This window comes from Enterobacter cloacae complex sp. P17RS (genome assembly GCF_014895885.1).
GTDB lineage: Bacteria > Pseudomonadota > Gammaproteobacteria > Enterobacterales > Enterobacteriaceae > Enterobacter > Enterobacter bugandensis.
In genome coordinates this window covers 257634-273424 of sequence record NZ_JADBQK010000006.1, presented here as the reverse complement: position 1 = coordinate 273424, position 15791 = coordinate 257634, and the positions used below count along the sequence as shown (strand labels likewise).

Here is a 15791-nt window from a genome sequence, read left to right as displayed (position 1 = left end):
CCCTTACAGAGCTAATTCGCGATTCAGAACCAGTGCCAGTAACGCCTGGCGAGCGAAGATGCCGTTCCCGGCCTGCTGGAAGTACCAGGCGTGCGGCGTTTTATCCACGTCGGTGGCAATCTCATCGATGCGCGGCAGCGGGTGCAGCACCTTCATGTTGTCGCGCGCGCCGTCGAGGTCGCTGGCGCGCAGCACGAACTGCGCCTTCACGTTGGCGTATTCGGACGGATCCAGACGCTCTTTCTGCACGCGGGTCATATAGAGAATATCCACGTTGCTCACCACCTCTTCGATGCTGGCGTGCAGGCTCCACGTAATGCCTTTCTCGTCCAGCATGTCGAGGATGTACTGCGGCATCGCCAGCGCGTCCGGGGCGATGAAGAAGAAGCGGTTGCCGCTAAATTTCGCCAGCGCCTGGGTCAGGGAGTGGACGGTGCGGCCGTACTTCAGGTCACCGACCATGGCGATGTTCAGATTTTCAAGCGTGCCCTGGGTCTCCTGAATGGTGAACAGGTCCAGCAGGGTCTGCGTCGGATGCTGGTTGGCGCCGTCACCGGCGTTCAGCACCGGAATGCCGCCAGAAAACTCGGTCGCCAGACGCGCCGCGCCCTCCTGCGGATGACGCATCACAATCGCGTCCACGTAGGTGCTGATCACTGAAATGGTATCCGCCAGGGTTTCGCCTTTTTTGCCCAGCGACGTGTTGCTGCTGTCCGAGAAGCCCACCACGCTCGCGCCCAGGCGGTGCATGGAGGTTTCAAAGGAGAGGCGGGTGCGCGTCGAGGCTTCAAAGAAACAGCTCGCGATCACCTTGTGCTTCAGCAGCTCCGGCTGCGGATTGGCCTTCAGTTTTGCCGCGGTTTCCAGAACCAGTTCCAGCTCTTCGCGGCTGAGGTCGTTTATGGAAATGATGTGTTTTTGATAAAGCGGATTCATGTTTATCTCCTGACGCCGGGCAAAAAAAAGCCCCTCAAATGAGGGGCTCTGGGAATAGGTTTAGCAACGGGAAGAAAAACGGCAGGCCAGCGTCTGATTTCAGACGCGGTAAGACGTTATGTCGTACACGCTTGACCATGCTTCCTCCCGGCAAATTGTCGGGCATTATACGCAGCTCGTTTTTGGGATCAAGCGATTTAATGCACGCTTTACTCAATGCAAACGGTTCTTTATGAATATTAATGCATTCTGAGTAAATAATTAATTTGCTTATGCACCAGCGCGGTACGCTTCACCACCCGGGGCGCGACCCAGACAATACTGCTTCCCGCCACCACGCCTAAAATTTCCGGTAACTGGTGATAATCCAGAATACGCGCCACCGCGCGGCCATATCCGGCAACGGTATGAATAAGGATAAATTCGCTATTGTGCTCCACGCTCACCACCATTTCGGAGACGGTACGCGCGGCGTCGGGGGCAGGGCGCAGCTGGGGATTCAGCGAATAAATCTTTAACCCTTTGGCATTGCGAATTTTTATGACGCCAAGCAGCTTGAGCAGACGTGAAACGGTGGACTGGCTGATGGTCTCAAAACCCCGCTCCTGCAAGTCGCGGCGGATCTCTTCCTGAGAGAGATAGCTCTTTTCCGCGATCAGACGCTGGCAGACCGTTAGCTGTAGTTGCTCTTTGGGAGAGTACTCTTCGTAATCCATCATAGTTCCCATATCAGTTCCCGAAATAACCGGTGGCACCGCACCGATCCGTAGGCCGGATGAGCGCAGCGCCATCCGGCAAATCACAACAACGCGCCCAGGCTTAACGCCACCATAATCACCACCGTCAAAATCCCCAGCAGCGGCGCGACCCATTTCAGATAACGCACGTAGGGCACGCGGGCGATAGCCAGCCCGCCCATCACGACGGCAGAGGTGGGGGTGATAAGGTTAACGATGCCGGACGCCGACTGGTAAGCCGTAACCACCAGGTCGCGGTTGACGTTAGCGAAATCGGCAAGGGGCGCCATGATCGGCATCGTCAGAACGGCCAGGCCGGACGAAGAAGGCACAAGAAACGACAGCACCACCTCCAGCCAGTACATCACGTTAATGAACGCCACCGTCGACAATCCGGTGACCATCCCCTCGGCGCTGTGCAAAATGGTGTGGGTAATCATGCCCTTATCCATAATCACTACGATACCGCGCGCGATGCCGATAATCAGCGCGACGCCCAGCAAATCTCGCGCGCCGTTGATAAACGTCGACGTCAGCTCCTCTTCGCTCATGCGGGCAATAAGCCCAACGATAATGGCGCTGGCGAGGAACACCGCCGAGATCTCCGCCATCCACCAGCCCAGCACCGCCACGCCGTAGATCATCACCGCGAAAGCGAGGGCGAAAATCACCAGGATGAGTTTGCGCACCGGGGTAAATTCCAGCGACTGCTCGCCCTTGTTGCCGAGGAAGTGGGCGAGGTTCTCCTCCTGTTTATCCGCCACGATCGACAGCGACGGATCTTTGCGCACCTTACGGGCATAGCGCATCACCCACGCCACGCAGATGATCCAGCCGATGACCAGCAGCGCGATGCGTAGCATGATCCCATTGGTGAAGGGGATCCCGGCGGCGTTGGCGGCGATCACCGTCGCGAACGGGTTAATGGTGGACCCGAGCGTGCCGATCCCCGCCCCGAGCAGTACGGTGGACGCGGCAACCACCGGATCGAACCGCGCCGCCAGCATCACCGGCACCAGTAAGGTATAGAAGGGCAGCGACTCTTCGGCCATGCCGTAAATCGTGCCGCCTGCGGCAAACAGCGCCATCAGGATCGGGATCATCCACTCTTCGCGCCCGCGCAGCTTAGTGGTGACGCGCTCGATCCCGGCGTCAATCGCTCCGGTTTTGGTGACGATCCCGAGAAATCCCCCGATGATCAGGATAAACAACGCAACGTCGATCGCCCCGGCCTGGCCGGACTCCGGATCGTACAGCCCGGCAATCGGGGCCATCAGCACCGACACCAGCCCCTGCGGATGCGATGCCACGTGCGCATAGGTGCCGGCAACCGGCACCTCTTTGCCGAGCGCCTCGTTCATCGCCATATGGTACTGCCCGGCCGGAACAATCCACGTCAGCACGGCAACCACGGCAATCAGAAAAAAGAGAATGGTGTAAGCGGAGGGAAACTTGAACTTGCCCATGATGTTCTCCTGAATCCCGGCGCACCCCGCGGCGCGCCGGGTGGTGATTAGTCGCCGAGTGTCGCCACCATGACCGCCTTAATGGTGTGCATGCGGTTTTCTGCTTCGTCAAAGACGATGGAGTTCGGTGATTCAAAGACCTCTTCCGTCACCTCCAGCCCCTTCAGGCCGTACGCCATCTCGATCTCGCGGCCCACTTTAGTGTGCTCGTTGTGGAACGCGGGCAGGCAGTGCATGAACTTGACGTTCGGGTTGCCGGTGGCCTTCATCACGTCCGCGTTGATTTGATACGGCTTCATCAGGCTGACGCGCTCGGCCCACGCCTCCTTCGGCTCGCCCATGGAGACCCACACGTCGGTGTAGAGGAAATCGGTGCCCTGCACACCTTCTTCCACATCGTCGGTGAGGGTGATGCGCGCGCCCGTTTCTTTGGCGATGGCGCGGCACTGCTCAACCAGCCCGGCTTCCGGCCAGAAGGATTTCGGTGCCACAAGGCGGATATCCATCCCCATCTTGGCCGCGCCGACCATCAGGGAGTTGCCCATGTTGTTACGCGCATCGCCCAGGTAGGCAAAGCTCAGCTCCGGCAGCGTTTTGCCCGGGGAGTGCTCCAGCATGGTCATCAGGTCGGCGAGGATTTGGGTTGGGTGGAACTCGTCGGTCAGGCCGTTCCACACCGGCACACCCGCGTACTCGCCCAGCTCCTCGACGATGGCCTGGCCGTAGCCACGGTACTCGATGCCGTCATACATGCGGCCCAGCACGCGGGCGGTGTCTTTCATCGACTCTTTATGGCCGATCTGCGACCCGCTTGGGCCGAGGTAGGTGACCTGCGCGCCCTGGTCAAACGCGCCCACTTCGAAGGCGCAGCGGGTGCGGGTGGAGGTTTTTTCAAAGATCAGGGCGATGTTTTTCCCGACCAGGGTCTGCTTTTCGCGCCCGGCCTTTTTGGCCGCCTTGAGCTCGATGGCGAGGTCGATCAGGTACTGAATTTCCGCCGGGGTGTAGTCCAGCAGTTTGAGGAAGTTGCGGTTTTTCAGGTTGATGGTCATGGGTAAATCCTTTTTAAATGAGAGTTCAGTTACGAATCAGCGTGCCTTTCTCGCCCGCCAGGATCTCCGCGCCGTCGGCCAGCGCGCCGATCCCGGCAATGCCGTTGCAGGCCTCAACAAATTCGCGGCAGGCGGCCACTTTCGGCCCCATCGATCCGGCGTCGAACGGCATGTCTTTAAGCAATTCCGGCGTCACCTGCGCCAGCGGGCGCTGGGTCGGCTTGCCCCAGTCGAGGTACACCGCGTCGGCATCGGTGAGGATCAGCAGGGCGTCGGCCTCGATCTGGCGCGCCAGCAGGGCGGCGGAGAGGTCTTTGTCGATCACCGCCTCAACGCCGCGATAGCCGTTGGCGTTCTCCACTACCGGCACGCCGCCGCCGCCGTTGCAGATCACCAGGTGGTCACGCTGGATCAGCGCCGTAATGGCATCGCTCTCCACGATGCGCTTCGGCTGCGGAGAGGGCACCACGCGGCGGAAATAGGCGCCGTCTGCCCTGAACGTCCAGCCTTTTTCTGCGGCCAGCGCTTTCGCCTGCGCTTCGCTGTACACCGGACCGATGTACTTGGTCGGGTTGCTGAACGCCGGGTCGGCGGCGTCCACTTCCACCTGGGTGAGCAGGACGCTCACCTCGCGCTGTGGCAGGCTGTTTTTCAGCGCCTGCTGGAGCATGTAGCCGATCATCCCCTGGCTTTCCGCGCCGAGAACGTCCAGCGGGTAGGGCGTCACTTTGTCGTAGGCGCTGTTCTGCAGCGCCAGCAGCCCGACCTGCGGCCCGTTGCCGTGCACCAGCACCACGCGCCACTGTTCTGTTAATCCGGCGATGATGCGGGCGGCCTGCTCGATGTTCTGGCGCTGGATATCCGCTTCCAGCGGCTCGCCGCGCTTGAGCAGCGCGTTGCCGCCCAAGGCCACAACCAGAGTGGGTTTTCGTTCCATGATGGCTCCTTAAATTCCGTCGCGTTCCAGTGGGCAGCTCATGCAGCGCGCGCCGCCGCGACCGCGTCCCAGTTCGTCGCCGGGGATCGGCAGCACGGTGATGCCCGCTTTGTCGTACTTCTCGTTGGTCCAGACGTTGCGCTCGTAGCCGATCACTACGCCCGGGCGGATGGTCAGAACGTTGTTGGCGTCGTTCCACTGCTCGCGTTCGGCTTCAAAGGCGTCGCCGCCGGTGGTGATCAGGCGGACCTGGTTAATGCCGAGGGCTTTCTCAATGGCGTGCAGCAGGTCGGTTTCCTGCGTGCGCAGCAGGCCGCCGCGTCCGTCCGGCGTGAGCGTCCAGCACTGGGCGTCTTTGCGCACCACTTCCGGATAGACGGAGAAAGTGTCCACGTCGATGTGGGTCATCACCGTGTCGAGGTGCATGCAGGAGCGATGTTTGGGCAGCTCAACGGCAATCACGCGTTCGGCCTGACGGTGTTTAAACAGGCTGTTGGCGAGGAACTCCACGCCCTGCGGCGTTGTGCGCTCGGACATGCCGATCAATACCGCCCCGCGGCCAATCACCAGTACGTCGCCGCCTTCTAAGGTGGCATGGTCGTAATTAATATTCTCGTCGCCGAAATACTTAATAAAATCGCCGTCGGCAAATGCCGGATGCCAGCGATATATCGCGCGCAGATTATTGGTTTCACGCTGGCGGGCGGGTTTCGCCATCGGGTTAATGGACACGCCGTTATAAATCCAGCAGGAGGTATCGCGGGTAAATAAATGGTTCGGCAGCGGCTTCATAATAAAATCATTCGCCGTGTGGGTATCCACTACCATATTTTTAATGGCTGCCGGAATTTCGCCGTAGGTTAATCCCCCGCTTAATCGCCGCGCCAGTTCGCGGTGCGGCATATCCGCCAGCCAGCCGCGCACGTCGCCGGCAAAGGTTGGCCCGAGGCGATAGTCGGAAATTTGTGTTTCAAGAAGCCAGGCTTTCGCTTCTGCGATATCAAGGGTTTGCGTGAGCAGGTCGGTCAACAGCAGGACTTCCACACCCTGCTCGCGCAACGTGTTTGCAAAGATGTCATGCTCCTCACCCGCCCGTTCAACCGACAGTACATCATCAAATAACAGCTCCTGACAGTTTGAGGGCGTTAACCGCTTCAGACTTAAATTAGGGCGGTGCAGCATAACGCTACGCAATTGACCAATTTCAGAACCGACGTAATGCTTTTCCATAATTATTCCTTTAACTGTTTTTCAGAATAAAAAGGGCATGCGCCATGTGGTGTGTTTAATTACATGGCGGCTAAGCTCAATTGATTTCGTGATTTATAGTAGGCAGTTAAATAATCCGTAATGTGATATTGCTCACGCGAAAATGGATATTAACGAGTTTGTTTTCATTTGCATGATTCGCATCAGATAATGATTAATTTCATATTATTGGGAGTTGAATAGCTAAGCAGGATCCGGTGGCATTATTTGAGGTTGTTATTATTTTGTAGAATTACACATTTTGTAATTATTAGTTATCAATTTGATTTTAAACGATTAAATGAAATGGAAAGAATGGCTATGCAATAATGACAATTAACTATTTTTGACTTAAGGAAAATCCATAAATAATTATGGGCTTATAACGGAAATTATCAAAGTCGTAAAATGTGATACGGCAGCGGGTTTTGTTATTAAGCTCTTTATTTCAGTGGGTTATTTGAGAGCCTTAGTGTGCGCGAAATGAGGTTATGCATAACCGCTGCATAATTGCCTGGGCAGGATTAACAGCGGGTTAACACCTTTCCCAATAAACATGCGCTCGCGCAAGCCTCGTCGAAAAAGGGCTGGTATGGCAGGCTTAACTCTCGTATAAAAGACAAAAATGAAACGTTGTTTTACATCGAGAGGTTTCCCATGATTATCGGCAACATCCACCATCTGCAGTCCTGGCTGCCTGACGCGCTGCGCCAGGCCATTGAGCACGTTAAAGCCCACGTCACCGACGCCACGCCGCTCGGCAAGCATGACATCAACGGCAACAGCCTGTTTTATCTGGTGTCAGAAGACATGACCCAGCCGTTCGCCGAGCGCCGCGCCGAGTACCACGCGCGCTATCTGGATATCCAGATTGTGCTGAAGGGCCAGGAAGGGATGACGTTCAGCACCCTGCCGCACGGCACGCCGGACACCGACTGGCTGGCGGATAAAGACATCGCGTTCCTGCCGGAAGGCGAGCAGGAGAAAACCGTGGTGCTGAGCGAAGGGGATTTTGTGGTGTTCTGGCCGAGTGAAGTGCATAAGCCGCTGTGCGCGGTGGGGGAGCCTGCTAAGGTCAGAAAAGTGGTTGTTAAAATGCTGGTGGAGTAATTTCCCCTCACCCTAACCCTCTCCCTGTGGGAGAGGGCACCAGACTGCACCCACGCATAATGTGATCCAGCTTAAACTTCCCGCACTCCCTCCTCATCTCCCATTTACCTCCCCTTTTTCTGCGTCATAGTATGATCGTTAAATTAATGAACGCTGTTCTATAATGTAGAACAAAATGATTCAACAAGGAGATCTCATGCCGCAGTCCGCGTTGTTCACGGGAATCATTCCCCCTGTCTCCACCATTTTTACCGCCGACGGCCAGCTTGATGAGCAGGGCACCGCCGCGCTGATCGACGATCTCATCAAAGCAGGCGTTGACGGCCTGTTCTTCCTGGGCAGCGGCGGCGAGTTCTCCCAGCTCAGCGCCGAAGAGCGTAAGACCATTGCCCGCTTTGCTATCGATCATGTCGATCGTCGGGTGCCGGTCCTGATCGGCACCGGCGGCACCAACGCCCGGGAAACCATTGAACTCAGCCAGCACGCGCAGCAGGCGGGCGCGGACGGCATCGTGGTGATCAACCCCTACTACTGGAAGGTGTCGGAAGCAAACCTGATCCGCTATTTCGAGCAGGTAGCCGACAGCGTCACCCTGCCGGTGATGCTCTATAACTTCCCGGCGCTGACCGGGCAGGATCTGACTCCGGCGCTGGTGAAAACCCTTGCCGATTCGCGCAGCAATATTATCGGCATCAAAGACACCATCGACTCCGTCGCCCACCTGCGCAGCATGATCCTCACCGTTAAAGCCGCTCATCCGCACTTCACCGTGCTGTGCGGCTACGACGATCATCTGTTTAATACCCTGCTGCTCGGCGGCGACGGGGCGATTTCGGCCAGCGGCAACTTTGCCCCGCAGGTGTCGGTGAATCTTCTGAAAGCCTGGCGGGATAAAGACGTGGCGAAAGCGGCTGAGTATCATCAGACCCTGCTGCAAATCCCGCAGATGTATCAGCTGGATACGCCGTTTGTGAACGTCATTAAAGAGGCGATCGTGCTTTGTGGTCGTCCTGTCTCCACGCACGTGCTGCCGCCCGCCACGCCGCTGGACGAGCCGCGTAAGGCGCAGCTGAAAACCCTGCTGCAACAGCTCAAGCTCTGCTGAGCCGGACGATAACGATGACCATTGAGAAAATTTTCACCCCACAGGACGATGCGTTTTATGCGGTGATCACCCACGCGGCGGGGCCGCAGGGCGCGCTGCCGCTGACCCCGCAGATGCTGATGGAATCCCCCAGCGGCAACCTGTTCGGCATGACGCAGAACGCCGGGATGGGCTGGGACGCCAACAAGCTGACCGGCAAAGAGGTGCTGATCATCGGCACCCAGGGCGGTATTCGCGCCGGAGATGGACGCCCGGTTGCGCTGGGCTACCACACCGGGCACTGGGAAATCGGCATGCAGATGCAGGCGGCGGCGAAGGAGATCACCCGCAACGGCGGGATCCCGTTTGCGGCCTTCGTCAGCGATCCGTGCGACGGGCGCTCGCAGGGCACGCACGGCATGTTCGACTCCCTGCCGTATCGTAACGACGCGGCGATCGTGTTTCGCCGTCTGATCCGCTCTCTGCCCACGCGCCGGGCGGTGATCGGCGTGGCCACCTGCGATAAAGGGCTACCCGCCACCATGATCGCGCTGGCCTCCATGCACGACCTGCCGACCATTCTGGTGCCGGGCGGGGCGACGCTGCCGCCGACCGTGGGGGAAGATGCGGGCAAGGTGCAGACCATCGGCGCGCGCTTTGCCAACCACGAGCTCTCCTTGCAGGAGGCCGCCGAGCTCGGCTGTCGCGCCTGCGCGTCGCCGGGCGGCGGCTGCCAGTTCCTCGGCACGGCGGGCACCTCGCAGGTGGTGGCGGAAGCGCTGGGGCTGGCGCTGCCGCACTCCGCGCTGGCGCCGTCCGGGCAGGCGGTGTGGCTGGAGATTGCCCGCCAGTCGGCGCGGGCGGTGAGCGAGCTGGATAACCGCGGCATCACCACGCGCGATATCCTCACCGATAAAGCCATCGAAAACGCCATGGTGATCCACGCGGCGTTCGGCGGTTCAACGAACTTACTGCTGCACATCCCGGCCATTGCCCACGCGGCGGGCTGCACTATTCCGGACGTAGAGCACTGGACGCGCGTCAACCGCAGGGTGCCGCGCCTGGTGAGCGTGCTGCCCAACGGCCCGGACTATCACCCGACCGTGCGCGCGTTCCTCGCGGGCGGCGTGCCGGAGGTGATGCTCCACCTGCGCGATCTCGGCCTGCTGCACCTGGACGCCATGACCGTCACCGGCCAGACGGTAGGCGAGAACCTCGACTGGTGGCAGACGTCCGAGCGCCGTAAGCGCTTCCGCCAGTGCCTGCGCGAGCAGGACGGCGTGGAGCCGGATGACGTGATCCTGCCGCCGGAGAAAGCCAAAGCGAAAGGGCTGACCTCGACGGTCTGCTTCCCGACGGGCAACATCGCGCCGGAAGGTTCGGTGATCAAGGCCACGGCGATCGACCCGTCGGTGGTGGATGACGATGGCGTTTACCGCCACACTGGCCGGGTGCGGGTGTTTGTCTCGGAAGCGCAGGCGATCAAGGCCATCAAGCGGGAAGAGATTGCGCAGGGGGATATCATGGTGGTGATCGGCGGCGGGCCGTCCGGCACCGGTATGGAAGAGACCTACCAGCTCACCTCCGCGCTGAAGCATATCTCGTGGGGCAAGACGGTGTCGTTAATCACCGATGCGCGCTTCTCGGGCGTGTCGACGGGCGCCTGCTTCGGGCACGTGTCGCCGGAGGCGCTGGCGGGCGGACCGATTGGCAAGCTGCGCGACAACGACATCATCGAGATTGCCGTGGACCGACTGACCCTCACGGGCAGCGTGAACTTTATCGGCACGGCGGACAACCCGCTGACGCCGGAGGAGGGCGCGCGCGAGCTGGCTCGGCGGCAGACGCACCCGGACCTGCACGCCCACGACTTTTTGCCGGACGATACCCGGCTGTGGGCGGCATTGCAGTCCGTAAGCGGCGGCACCTGGAAAGGCTGTATTTATGACACCGATAAAATTATTGAGGTAATTAACGCCGGTAAAAAAGCGCTCGGCATTTAATTATTTTTCACGCGATTGTCGTCTACGGAATATATTCCGTGGGCGGCTTTTACGCATCTGTAATTTATTAATTTAAACAATACGTTGCGATATATCGCTGGCGTCACAAAAGCAAAATAACGTAATTCAGAAATAAGATATGACCATTGCTGGTTAATTGAACAGCTCATTACACTCCATTAACACGATGTTGTAATTCAGCACACTACCAAAGGGTGTAATTCTGATGACGCAATTAACCATGAAAGACAAAATTGGCTACGGGCTGGGTGACACCGCCTGCGGCTTTGTCTGGCAGGCCACGATGTTCCTGCTGGCCTATTTCTACACCGACGTGTTTGGTCTCTCTGCGGGCATTATGGGCACGCTGTTTTTAGTCTCCCGCGTGCTCGACGCCGTGACCGACCCGCTGATGGGGCTGCTGGTAGACCGCACCCGCACGCGGCACGGCCAGTTCCGCCCGTTCCTGCTGTGGGGCGCCATCCCGTTTGGCATCGTCTGCATGCTGACCTTCTACACGCCGGACTTCTCCGCGCAGGGCAAAATCATCTACGCCTGCGCGACCTACATTCTCCTGACCCTGGTCTACACCTTCGTTAACGTGCCCTACTGCGCCATGCCCGGCGTCATCACCGCCGACCCCAAAGAGCGTCACGCCCTGCAGTCCTGGCGCTTCTTCCTCGCCGCGGCGGGCTCGCTCGCCATCAGCGGCATCGCGCTGCCGCTGGTCAGCATCATCGGCAAGGGGGACGAGCAGGTGGGCTATTTCGGCGCCATGTGCGTGCTCGGGCTGACCGGCGTGGTGCTGCTCTACGTCTGCTTCTTTACCACCAAAGAGCGCTACACCTTTGAGGTGCAGCCGGGCTCGTCGGTGGCGAAAGATCTCAGGCTGCTGCTCGGCAACGGCCAGTGGCGCATCATGTGCGCGTTCAAGATGATGGCGACCTGCTCCAACGTGGTGCGCGGCGGGGCGACGCTCTACTTCGTGAAATACGTGATGGATCACCCGGAGATGGCGACCCAGTTTTTACTCTACGGCAGCCTCGCCACCATGTTCGGCTCGCTCTGCTCGTCCCGACTGCTGGGCCGCTTCGACCGCGTCACCGCCTTCAAGTGGATCATCGTCGCCTACTCGCTCATCAGCCTGCTGATTTTCTTTACGCCAGCAGAGCATATTGCCCTGATTTTCGCCCTCAACATCCTGTTCCTGTTCGTCTTTAACACCACCACGCCGCTACAGTGGCTGATGGCCTCCGACGTGGTGGATTACGAGGAGAGCCGCAGCGGGCGTCGCCTCGACGGGCTGGTGTTCTCCACCTATCTGTTCAGCCTGAAGATTGGCCTGGCGATTGGCGGGGCGGTGGTGGGTTGGATCCTGGCCTGGGTGAACTACTCCGCCAGCAGCAGCGTGCAGCCGGTTGAGGTGCTCACCACCATCAAAATTCTGTTCTGCGTGGTGCCGGTGGTGCTCTACGCGGGCATGTTCATCATGCTGTCGTTCTACAAGCTCACCGACGACCGCGTGGAGGCCATCAGCCAGCAGCTGATCAAACACCGCGCGGCGCAGGGCGAGGCCGTACCCGACGCCGCGACAGCCGCATCCCATTAACCGGAGGCAACATGGAAATTACTAACCCGATCCTGACCGGCTTCAACCCGGACCCGTCTCTCTGCCGTCAGGGCGAGGACTACTACATCGCCACCTCGACCTTTGAGTGGTTCCCGGGCGTGCGCATCTACCACTCCCGCGACCTGAAAAACTGGTCGCTGGTCAGCACGCCGCTGGACCGCGTGTCGATGCTGGACATGAAGGGCAATCCGGACTCCGGCGGCATCTGGGCGCCTTGCCTGAGCTACGCCGACGGCAAGTTCTGGCTGCTCTATACCGACGTGAAGATTGTCGACTCGCCGTGGAAAAATGGCCGCAACTTCCTCGTCACCGCGCCGTCGATTGAGGGGCCGTGGAGCGAGCCGATCCCGATGGGCAACGGTGGGTTCGATCCGTCCCTGTTCCACGACGACGATGGCCGCAAATACTACCTCTACCGTCCGTGGGGGCCGCGCCACCACAGCAACCCGCACAACACCATTGTGATGCAGGAGTTTGACCCGCAGACCGGCACGCTCTCGCCCGAGCGCAAAACGCTGTTTACCGGCACGCCACTTTGCTACACCGAAGGGGCGCATCTTTATCACCACGCGGGTTGTTACTACCTGATGGTTGCCGAGGGCGGCACCAGCTACGAGCACGCCGTCGTGGTGCTGCGTTCCAAAAATATCGACGGGCCCTACGAGCTGCACCCGGACGTGACGATGATGACCAGCTGGCACCTGCCGGAGAACCCGCTGCAAAAGAGCGGCCACGGCTCGCTGCTGCAGACCCACACCGGAGAGTGGTACATGGCCTACCTCACCAGCCGCCCGCTGCGTCTGCCCGGCGTGCCGCTGCTGGCCTCCGGCGGGCGCGGCTACTGCCCGCTGGGGCGCGAGACCGGCATCGCCCGCATTGAGTGGCGCGACGGCTGGCCGTACGTGGAAGGCGGCAAGCACGCGCAGCTGACGGTGAAAGGCCCGCAGGTGGTGGAACAGCCCGCAGCCGCTCAGAGTAACTGGCGGGATGACTTCGATGGCAGTACGCTTGACCCGCAGCTACAGACCCTGCGCATTCCGTTCGATGACACCCTCGGCTCGCTCACCGCGCGCCCGGGCTACTTACGGCTCTACGGCAACGACTCGCTCAACTCGACCTTCACCCAGTCGACCGTGGCGCGCCGCTGGCAGCACTTCACCTTCCGGGCCGAGACGCGGATGCAGTTCTCGCCGGTTCACTTCCAGCAGAGCGCGGGGCTGACCTGCTACTACAACAGCAAAAACTGGAGCTACTGCTTTGTGGATTTCGAGGAGGGGCAGGGGAGGACCATCAAGGTGATTCAGCTCGACCACAACGTGCCGTCGTGGCCGCTGCACGAGCAGCCCATTTCGGTGCCGGAACATGCGGAGAGCGTCTGGCTGCGGGTGGACGTGGATACGCTGGTCTACCGCTACAGCTACTCCTTCGACGGCGAGACGTGGCACGCCGTGCCGGTCACGTATGAGGCGTGGAAGCTGTCAGACGATTACATCGGAGGGCGCGGCTTCTTTACCGGCGCGTTTGTGGGACTGCACTGCGAGGACATCAGCGGTGACGGCTGTCATGCGGACTTCGACTACTTCACCTACGAGCCGGTATAGCCCAGCGCGCGTGAGAGCTCGAGCCCGGCCTGCTGAAGCTCCTCGCGGAAGCGGGCCAGCTCGGCGTCGTCCACGCGGGAGGTGAGCGTCGACAGGCTCAGGGCGGCAATCACGCGGGATTCGTGGTTCCACACCGGCACCGCCACGCAGCGCACGCCCTGCTCGTTCTCTTCGCTGTCCAGGGCATAGCCCTGCTCGCGGGTCTGCGCCAGGGCGGTCATTAACGCTTCGCGGGAGGCGAGGGTCGCGGGAGTAAAGGTGGTGTAGTGATAGCCCTCCAGCAGGGCGTTCAGCTCGGCCTCGCCCAGCCAGGCAATCAACACCTTGCCGATGGCGGTGGCGTGAACCGGCAGGCGGCGGCCGATGCGCGAATAGGCGATGGCGGCGAGCTTGCCTTCAATCTTCTCGATATAGACCCCTTCACGCCCGTCCAGGATCCCCAGATGGGTGGTCTGTCCGGTCCGCTGTGACAGCTCTGTCAGCCAGCCTTTCGCCTTCTGCCGAATATCGATGGAGCCCACGACAAAATGGCCGCGCTCGACCAGCTTCATGCCGAGGCGATATTTTCCGTTCTCCGGGTTCTGATCGATATAGCCGTGAAGCTGCAGGGTTTTCAGCAGCGAGTGGAGGGTGCTCTTGCTCAACCCCATCAGTTTGCTGATGTCGGTGATCTTAAGCTCGGTGGCCTGCTCGTTGAACAGGTCGAGGATCTGCAACGCACGTTCAACAGACTGAATAATCGGCATAATGCTGGCGTGTCCACGCTGGAATGAAGGCGAAAACGTACCTTTTTCGGGGTGAAAAATCAATGAAGGGGAGCCGGTTTGCCCAGCGGCGCTTCGCTTGCACGGGCCTACGGGTTTTGTAGGCAGGGTAAGCGCTGTGTCACCCGGCAGGAAGATCGCACCGATCTAATATCATGTCAGTACGTTGTTTGGCTCAGTTCGGTATAGTCAGGTTTCTTGAAAATTCAACAGCAGAAACCGACTGCACCTTCCATAAGTTGTTTTCTTTAACCATGCAGTCTATGACTACGTGGTCCTGCTTTTTACCGAATGCAATGTATACGTTGACACAGACTGGATCGGTATCCCCGGCTATGGCTGTTACATTCTGCGGCCAGTCATCGCCGACGTATTGCGCTTTTAAAAAAATATCAGCCTCGTAAAAGTCTTCGTCTGCATAGCGAGGATCCTGCGCGTGTCGGAGTTTTTTCATTGTTGATGCTGTGACATATTTATCTATTTCGTTTCCATCAGTGATGGGAAATACGTCTTTGTTGATTTGATTTACGTACCAGCTGTTAAATTTTACAGCACGCTCAATCGGATCAGAATGGCCAGCCATTGCAGAAAAAGAGAAAATGAAGAGAAGCAGTAAGATATTTTTCATATCAATAGTGCCTGTAAAGGGTGATTTTGGGCTGTATCTTCCGATATGTCTGGCCGGGATAAAGGCTATTCTGTTTAAAGTCTGAATACCAGGTACCCGATCCGTCGTAGATACAAGCATGCCCGTTCTGATGCGCTCCAGGTAATGCGTCAATGACTGCAACATCACCCTCAATAGGGGTGCCATACACTTTACTGAATCCCGCCTTCTCAAGAGAACGCCAGAAGTTTTTTGCATCAGCGCCATCAATCTTCAGTCCTCCGGCGCGGATAGCTGCATCAACGGCGCGGGCGCAGTAACCGGTACTTTTATGATGTGCGTGGCTGCGGGCATACGACACAGCTTCATGCTTATTCCATGACATAAATAATCCTTATTAACGAAATGCAGCAATAAGGAAATATTACGCCGATAATATACGGTGTTTTGTAATTGATAATGACCTGATATTAACCATTATCTACTCAATAAATAATGCTTAATAAAAACATAAATACTTATTATGGTTAATGCCTGGCTGAGAAAGCGGCAGTAAAACGAATTTTTCTGTCTGACGATAACGCTGTTGTCGTTTTTAGTGTTTTCTCCCTCTCCC

At 58.6% G+C, this 15791-nt stretch carries 15 protein-coding genes and 1 pseudogene; 6 read left to right on the top strand and 10 right to left on the bottom strand.

Annotated elements, in window-relative coordinates; all coding sequences use genetic code 11:
* Positions 1–3 precede the first annotated feature (3 nt).
* Positions 4–936, bottom strand: coding sequence for an aspartate carbamoyltransferase (pyrB, locus tag IM265_RS06870; protein ID WP_059357794.1), 933 nt, complete (start codon positions 934–936; stop codon positions 4–6).
* Between the two features lie 34 nt (positions 937–970).
* Complete coding sequence (locus tag IM265_RS06865) at positions 971–1075, bottom strand: pyrBI operon leader peptide (protein ID WP_022646880.1); 105 nt, start codon at positions 1073–1075, stop codon at positions 971–973.
* Between IM265_RS06865 and IM265_RS06860 the strand changes: the two are divergent.
* A pseudogene (locus IM265_RS06860) lies at positions 1055–1172 on the top strand (hypothetical protein). The gene IM265_RS06865 and the pseudogene IM265_RS06860 sit on opposite strands and share 21 nt — an antisense overlap.
* Positions 1173–1175: 3 nt before the next feature.
* On the opposite strand, the gene IM265_RS06855 reads toward IM265_RS06860, so the two are convergent.
* The 5 genes from IM265_RS06855 to arcA all read right to left on the bottom strand — a co-directional run bounded on the left by IM265_RS06855 (position 1176) and on the right by arcA (position 6358).
* Positions 1176–1655, bottom strand: a complete 480-nt coding sequence (locus IM265_RS06855) for an arginine repressor (RefSeq protein ID WP_028015317.1) — start codon at positions 1653–1655, stop codon at positions 1176–1178.
* An 80-nt stretch (positions 1656–1735) separates the two neighbouring features.
* A complete protein-coding gene (locus IM265_RS06850) occupies positions 1736–3139 on the bottom strand; it encodes a YfcC family protein (RefSeq protein WP_045259604.1) in 1404 nt (467 codons plus the stop codon).
* 47 nt (positions 3140–3186) lie between these two features.
* A complete protein-coding gene (argF, locus tag IM265_RS06845; RefSeq protein WP_003863360.1) occupies positions 3187–4191 on the bottom strand; it encodes an ornithine carbamoyltransferase in 1005 nt (334 codons plus the stop codon).
* Between the two features lie 25 nt (positions 4192–4216).
* Positions 4217–5128: a carbamate kinase gene (arcC, locus tag IM265_RS06840; RefSeq protein WP_193030117.1), complete on the bottom strand. Its 912-nt coding sequence runs from the start codon at positions 5126–5128 to the stop codon at positions 4217–4219.
* Positions 5129–5137: 9 nt separating this feature from the next.
* Complete coding sequence (gene arcA / locus IM265_RS06835) at positions 5138–6358, bottom strand: arginine deiminase (protein WP_008501384.1); 1221 nt, start codon at positions 6356–6358, stop codon at positions 5138–5140.
* A 675-nt stretch (positions 6359–7033) separates the two neighbouring features.
* Here arcA and IM265_RS06830 point away from each other — a divergent pair.
* The 5 genes from IM265_RS06830 (at position 7034) to IM265_RS06810 (ending at position 13804) form a co-directional block, all read left to right on the top strand.
* Positions 7034–7486 (top strand): YhcH/YjgK/YiaL family protein, encoded by a 453-nt coding sequence (locus tag IM265_RS06830; RefSeq protein WP_193030119.1) that lies wholly within the window; start codon positions 7034–7036, stop codon positions 7484–7486.
* 196 nt (positions 7487–7682) lie between these two features.
* On the top strand, positions 7683–8591 hold the full coding sequence (yagE, locus tag IM265_RS06825; protein WP_047367011.1) for a 2-keto-3-deoxygluconate aldolase: 909 nt from the start codon (positions 7683–7685) through the stop codon (positions 8589–8591).
* A gap of 14 nt (positions 8592–8605) precedes the next feature.
* Positions 8606–10573, top strand: coding sequence for a xylonate dehydratase YagF (gene yagF / locus IM265_RS06820; protein ID WP_193030121.1), 1968 nt, complete (start codon positions 8606–8608; stop codon positions 10571–10573).
* Between the two features lie 226 nt (positions 10574–10799).
* Positions 10800–12182 (top strand): MFS transporter, encoded by a 1383-nt coding sequence (locus tag IM265_RS06815; protein WP_028015325.1) that lies wholly within the window; start codon positions 10800–10802, stop codon positions 12180–12182.
* An 11-nt stretch (positions 12183–12193) separates the two neighbouring features.
* Entirely contained in the window at positions 12194–13804 is a 1611-nt protein-coding gene (locus tag IM265_RS06810; RefSeq protein WP_193030123.1) for a glycoside hydrolase family 43 protein, read from the top strand.
* On the opposite strand, the gene xynR is transcribed toward IM265_RS06810, so the two are convergent.
* The 3 genes from xynR to IM265_RS06795 all read right to left on the bottom strand — a co-directional run bounded on the left by xynR (position 13789) and on the right by IM265_RS06795 (position 15560).
* Positions 13789–14550 (bottom strand): DNA-binding transcriptional repressor XynR, encoded by a 762-nt coding sequence (xynR, locus tag IM265_RS06805; protein ID WP_047367014.1) that lies wholly within the window; start codon positions 14548–14550, stop codon positions 13789–13791. The genes IM265_RS06810 and xynR overlap by 16 nt on opposite strands.
* 193 nt (positions 14551–14743) lie before the next feature.
* Positions 14744–15196 carry a DUF3828 domain-containing protein gene (locus tag IM265_RS06800; RefSeq protein ID WP_096947262.1) on the bottom strand — a complete coding sequence of 151 codons (453 nt, stop codon included), beginning with the start codon at positions 15194–15196 and terminating at the stop codon, positions 14744–14746.
* Between the two features lies 1 nt (position 15197).
* Positions 15198–15560, bottom strand: coding sequence for a hypothetical protein (locus IM265_RS06795; protein ID WP_063450856.1), 363 nt, complete (start codon positions 15558–15560; stop codon positions 15198–15200).
* Positions 15561–15791: the final 231 nt, after the last annotated feature.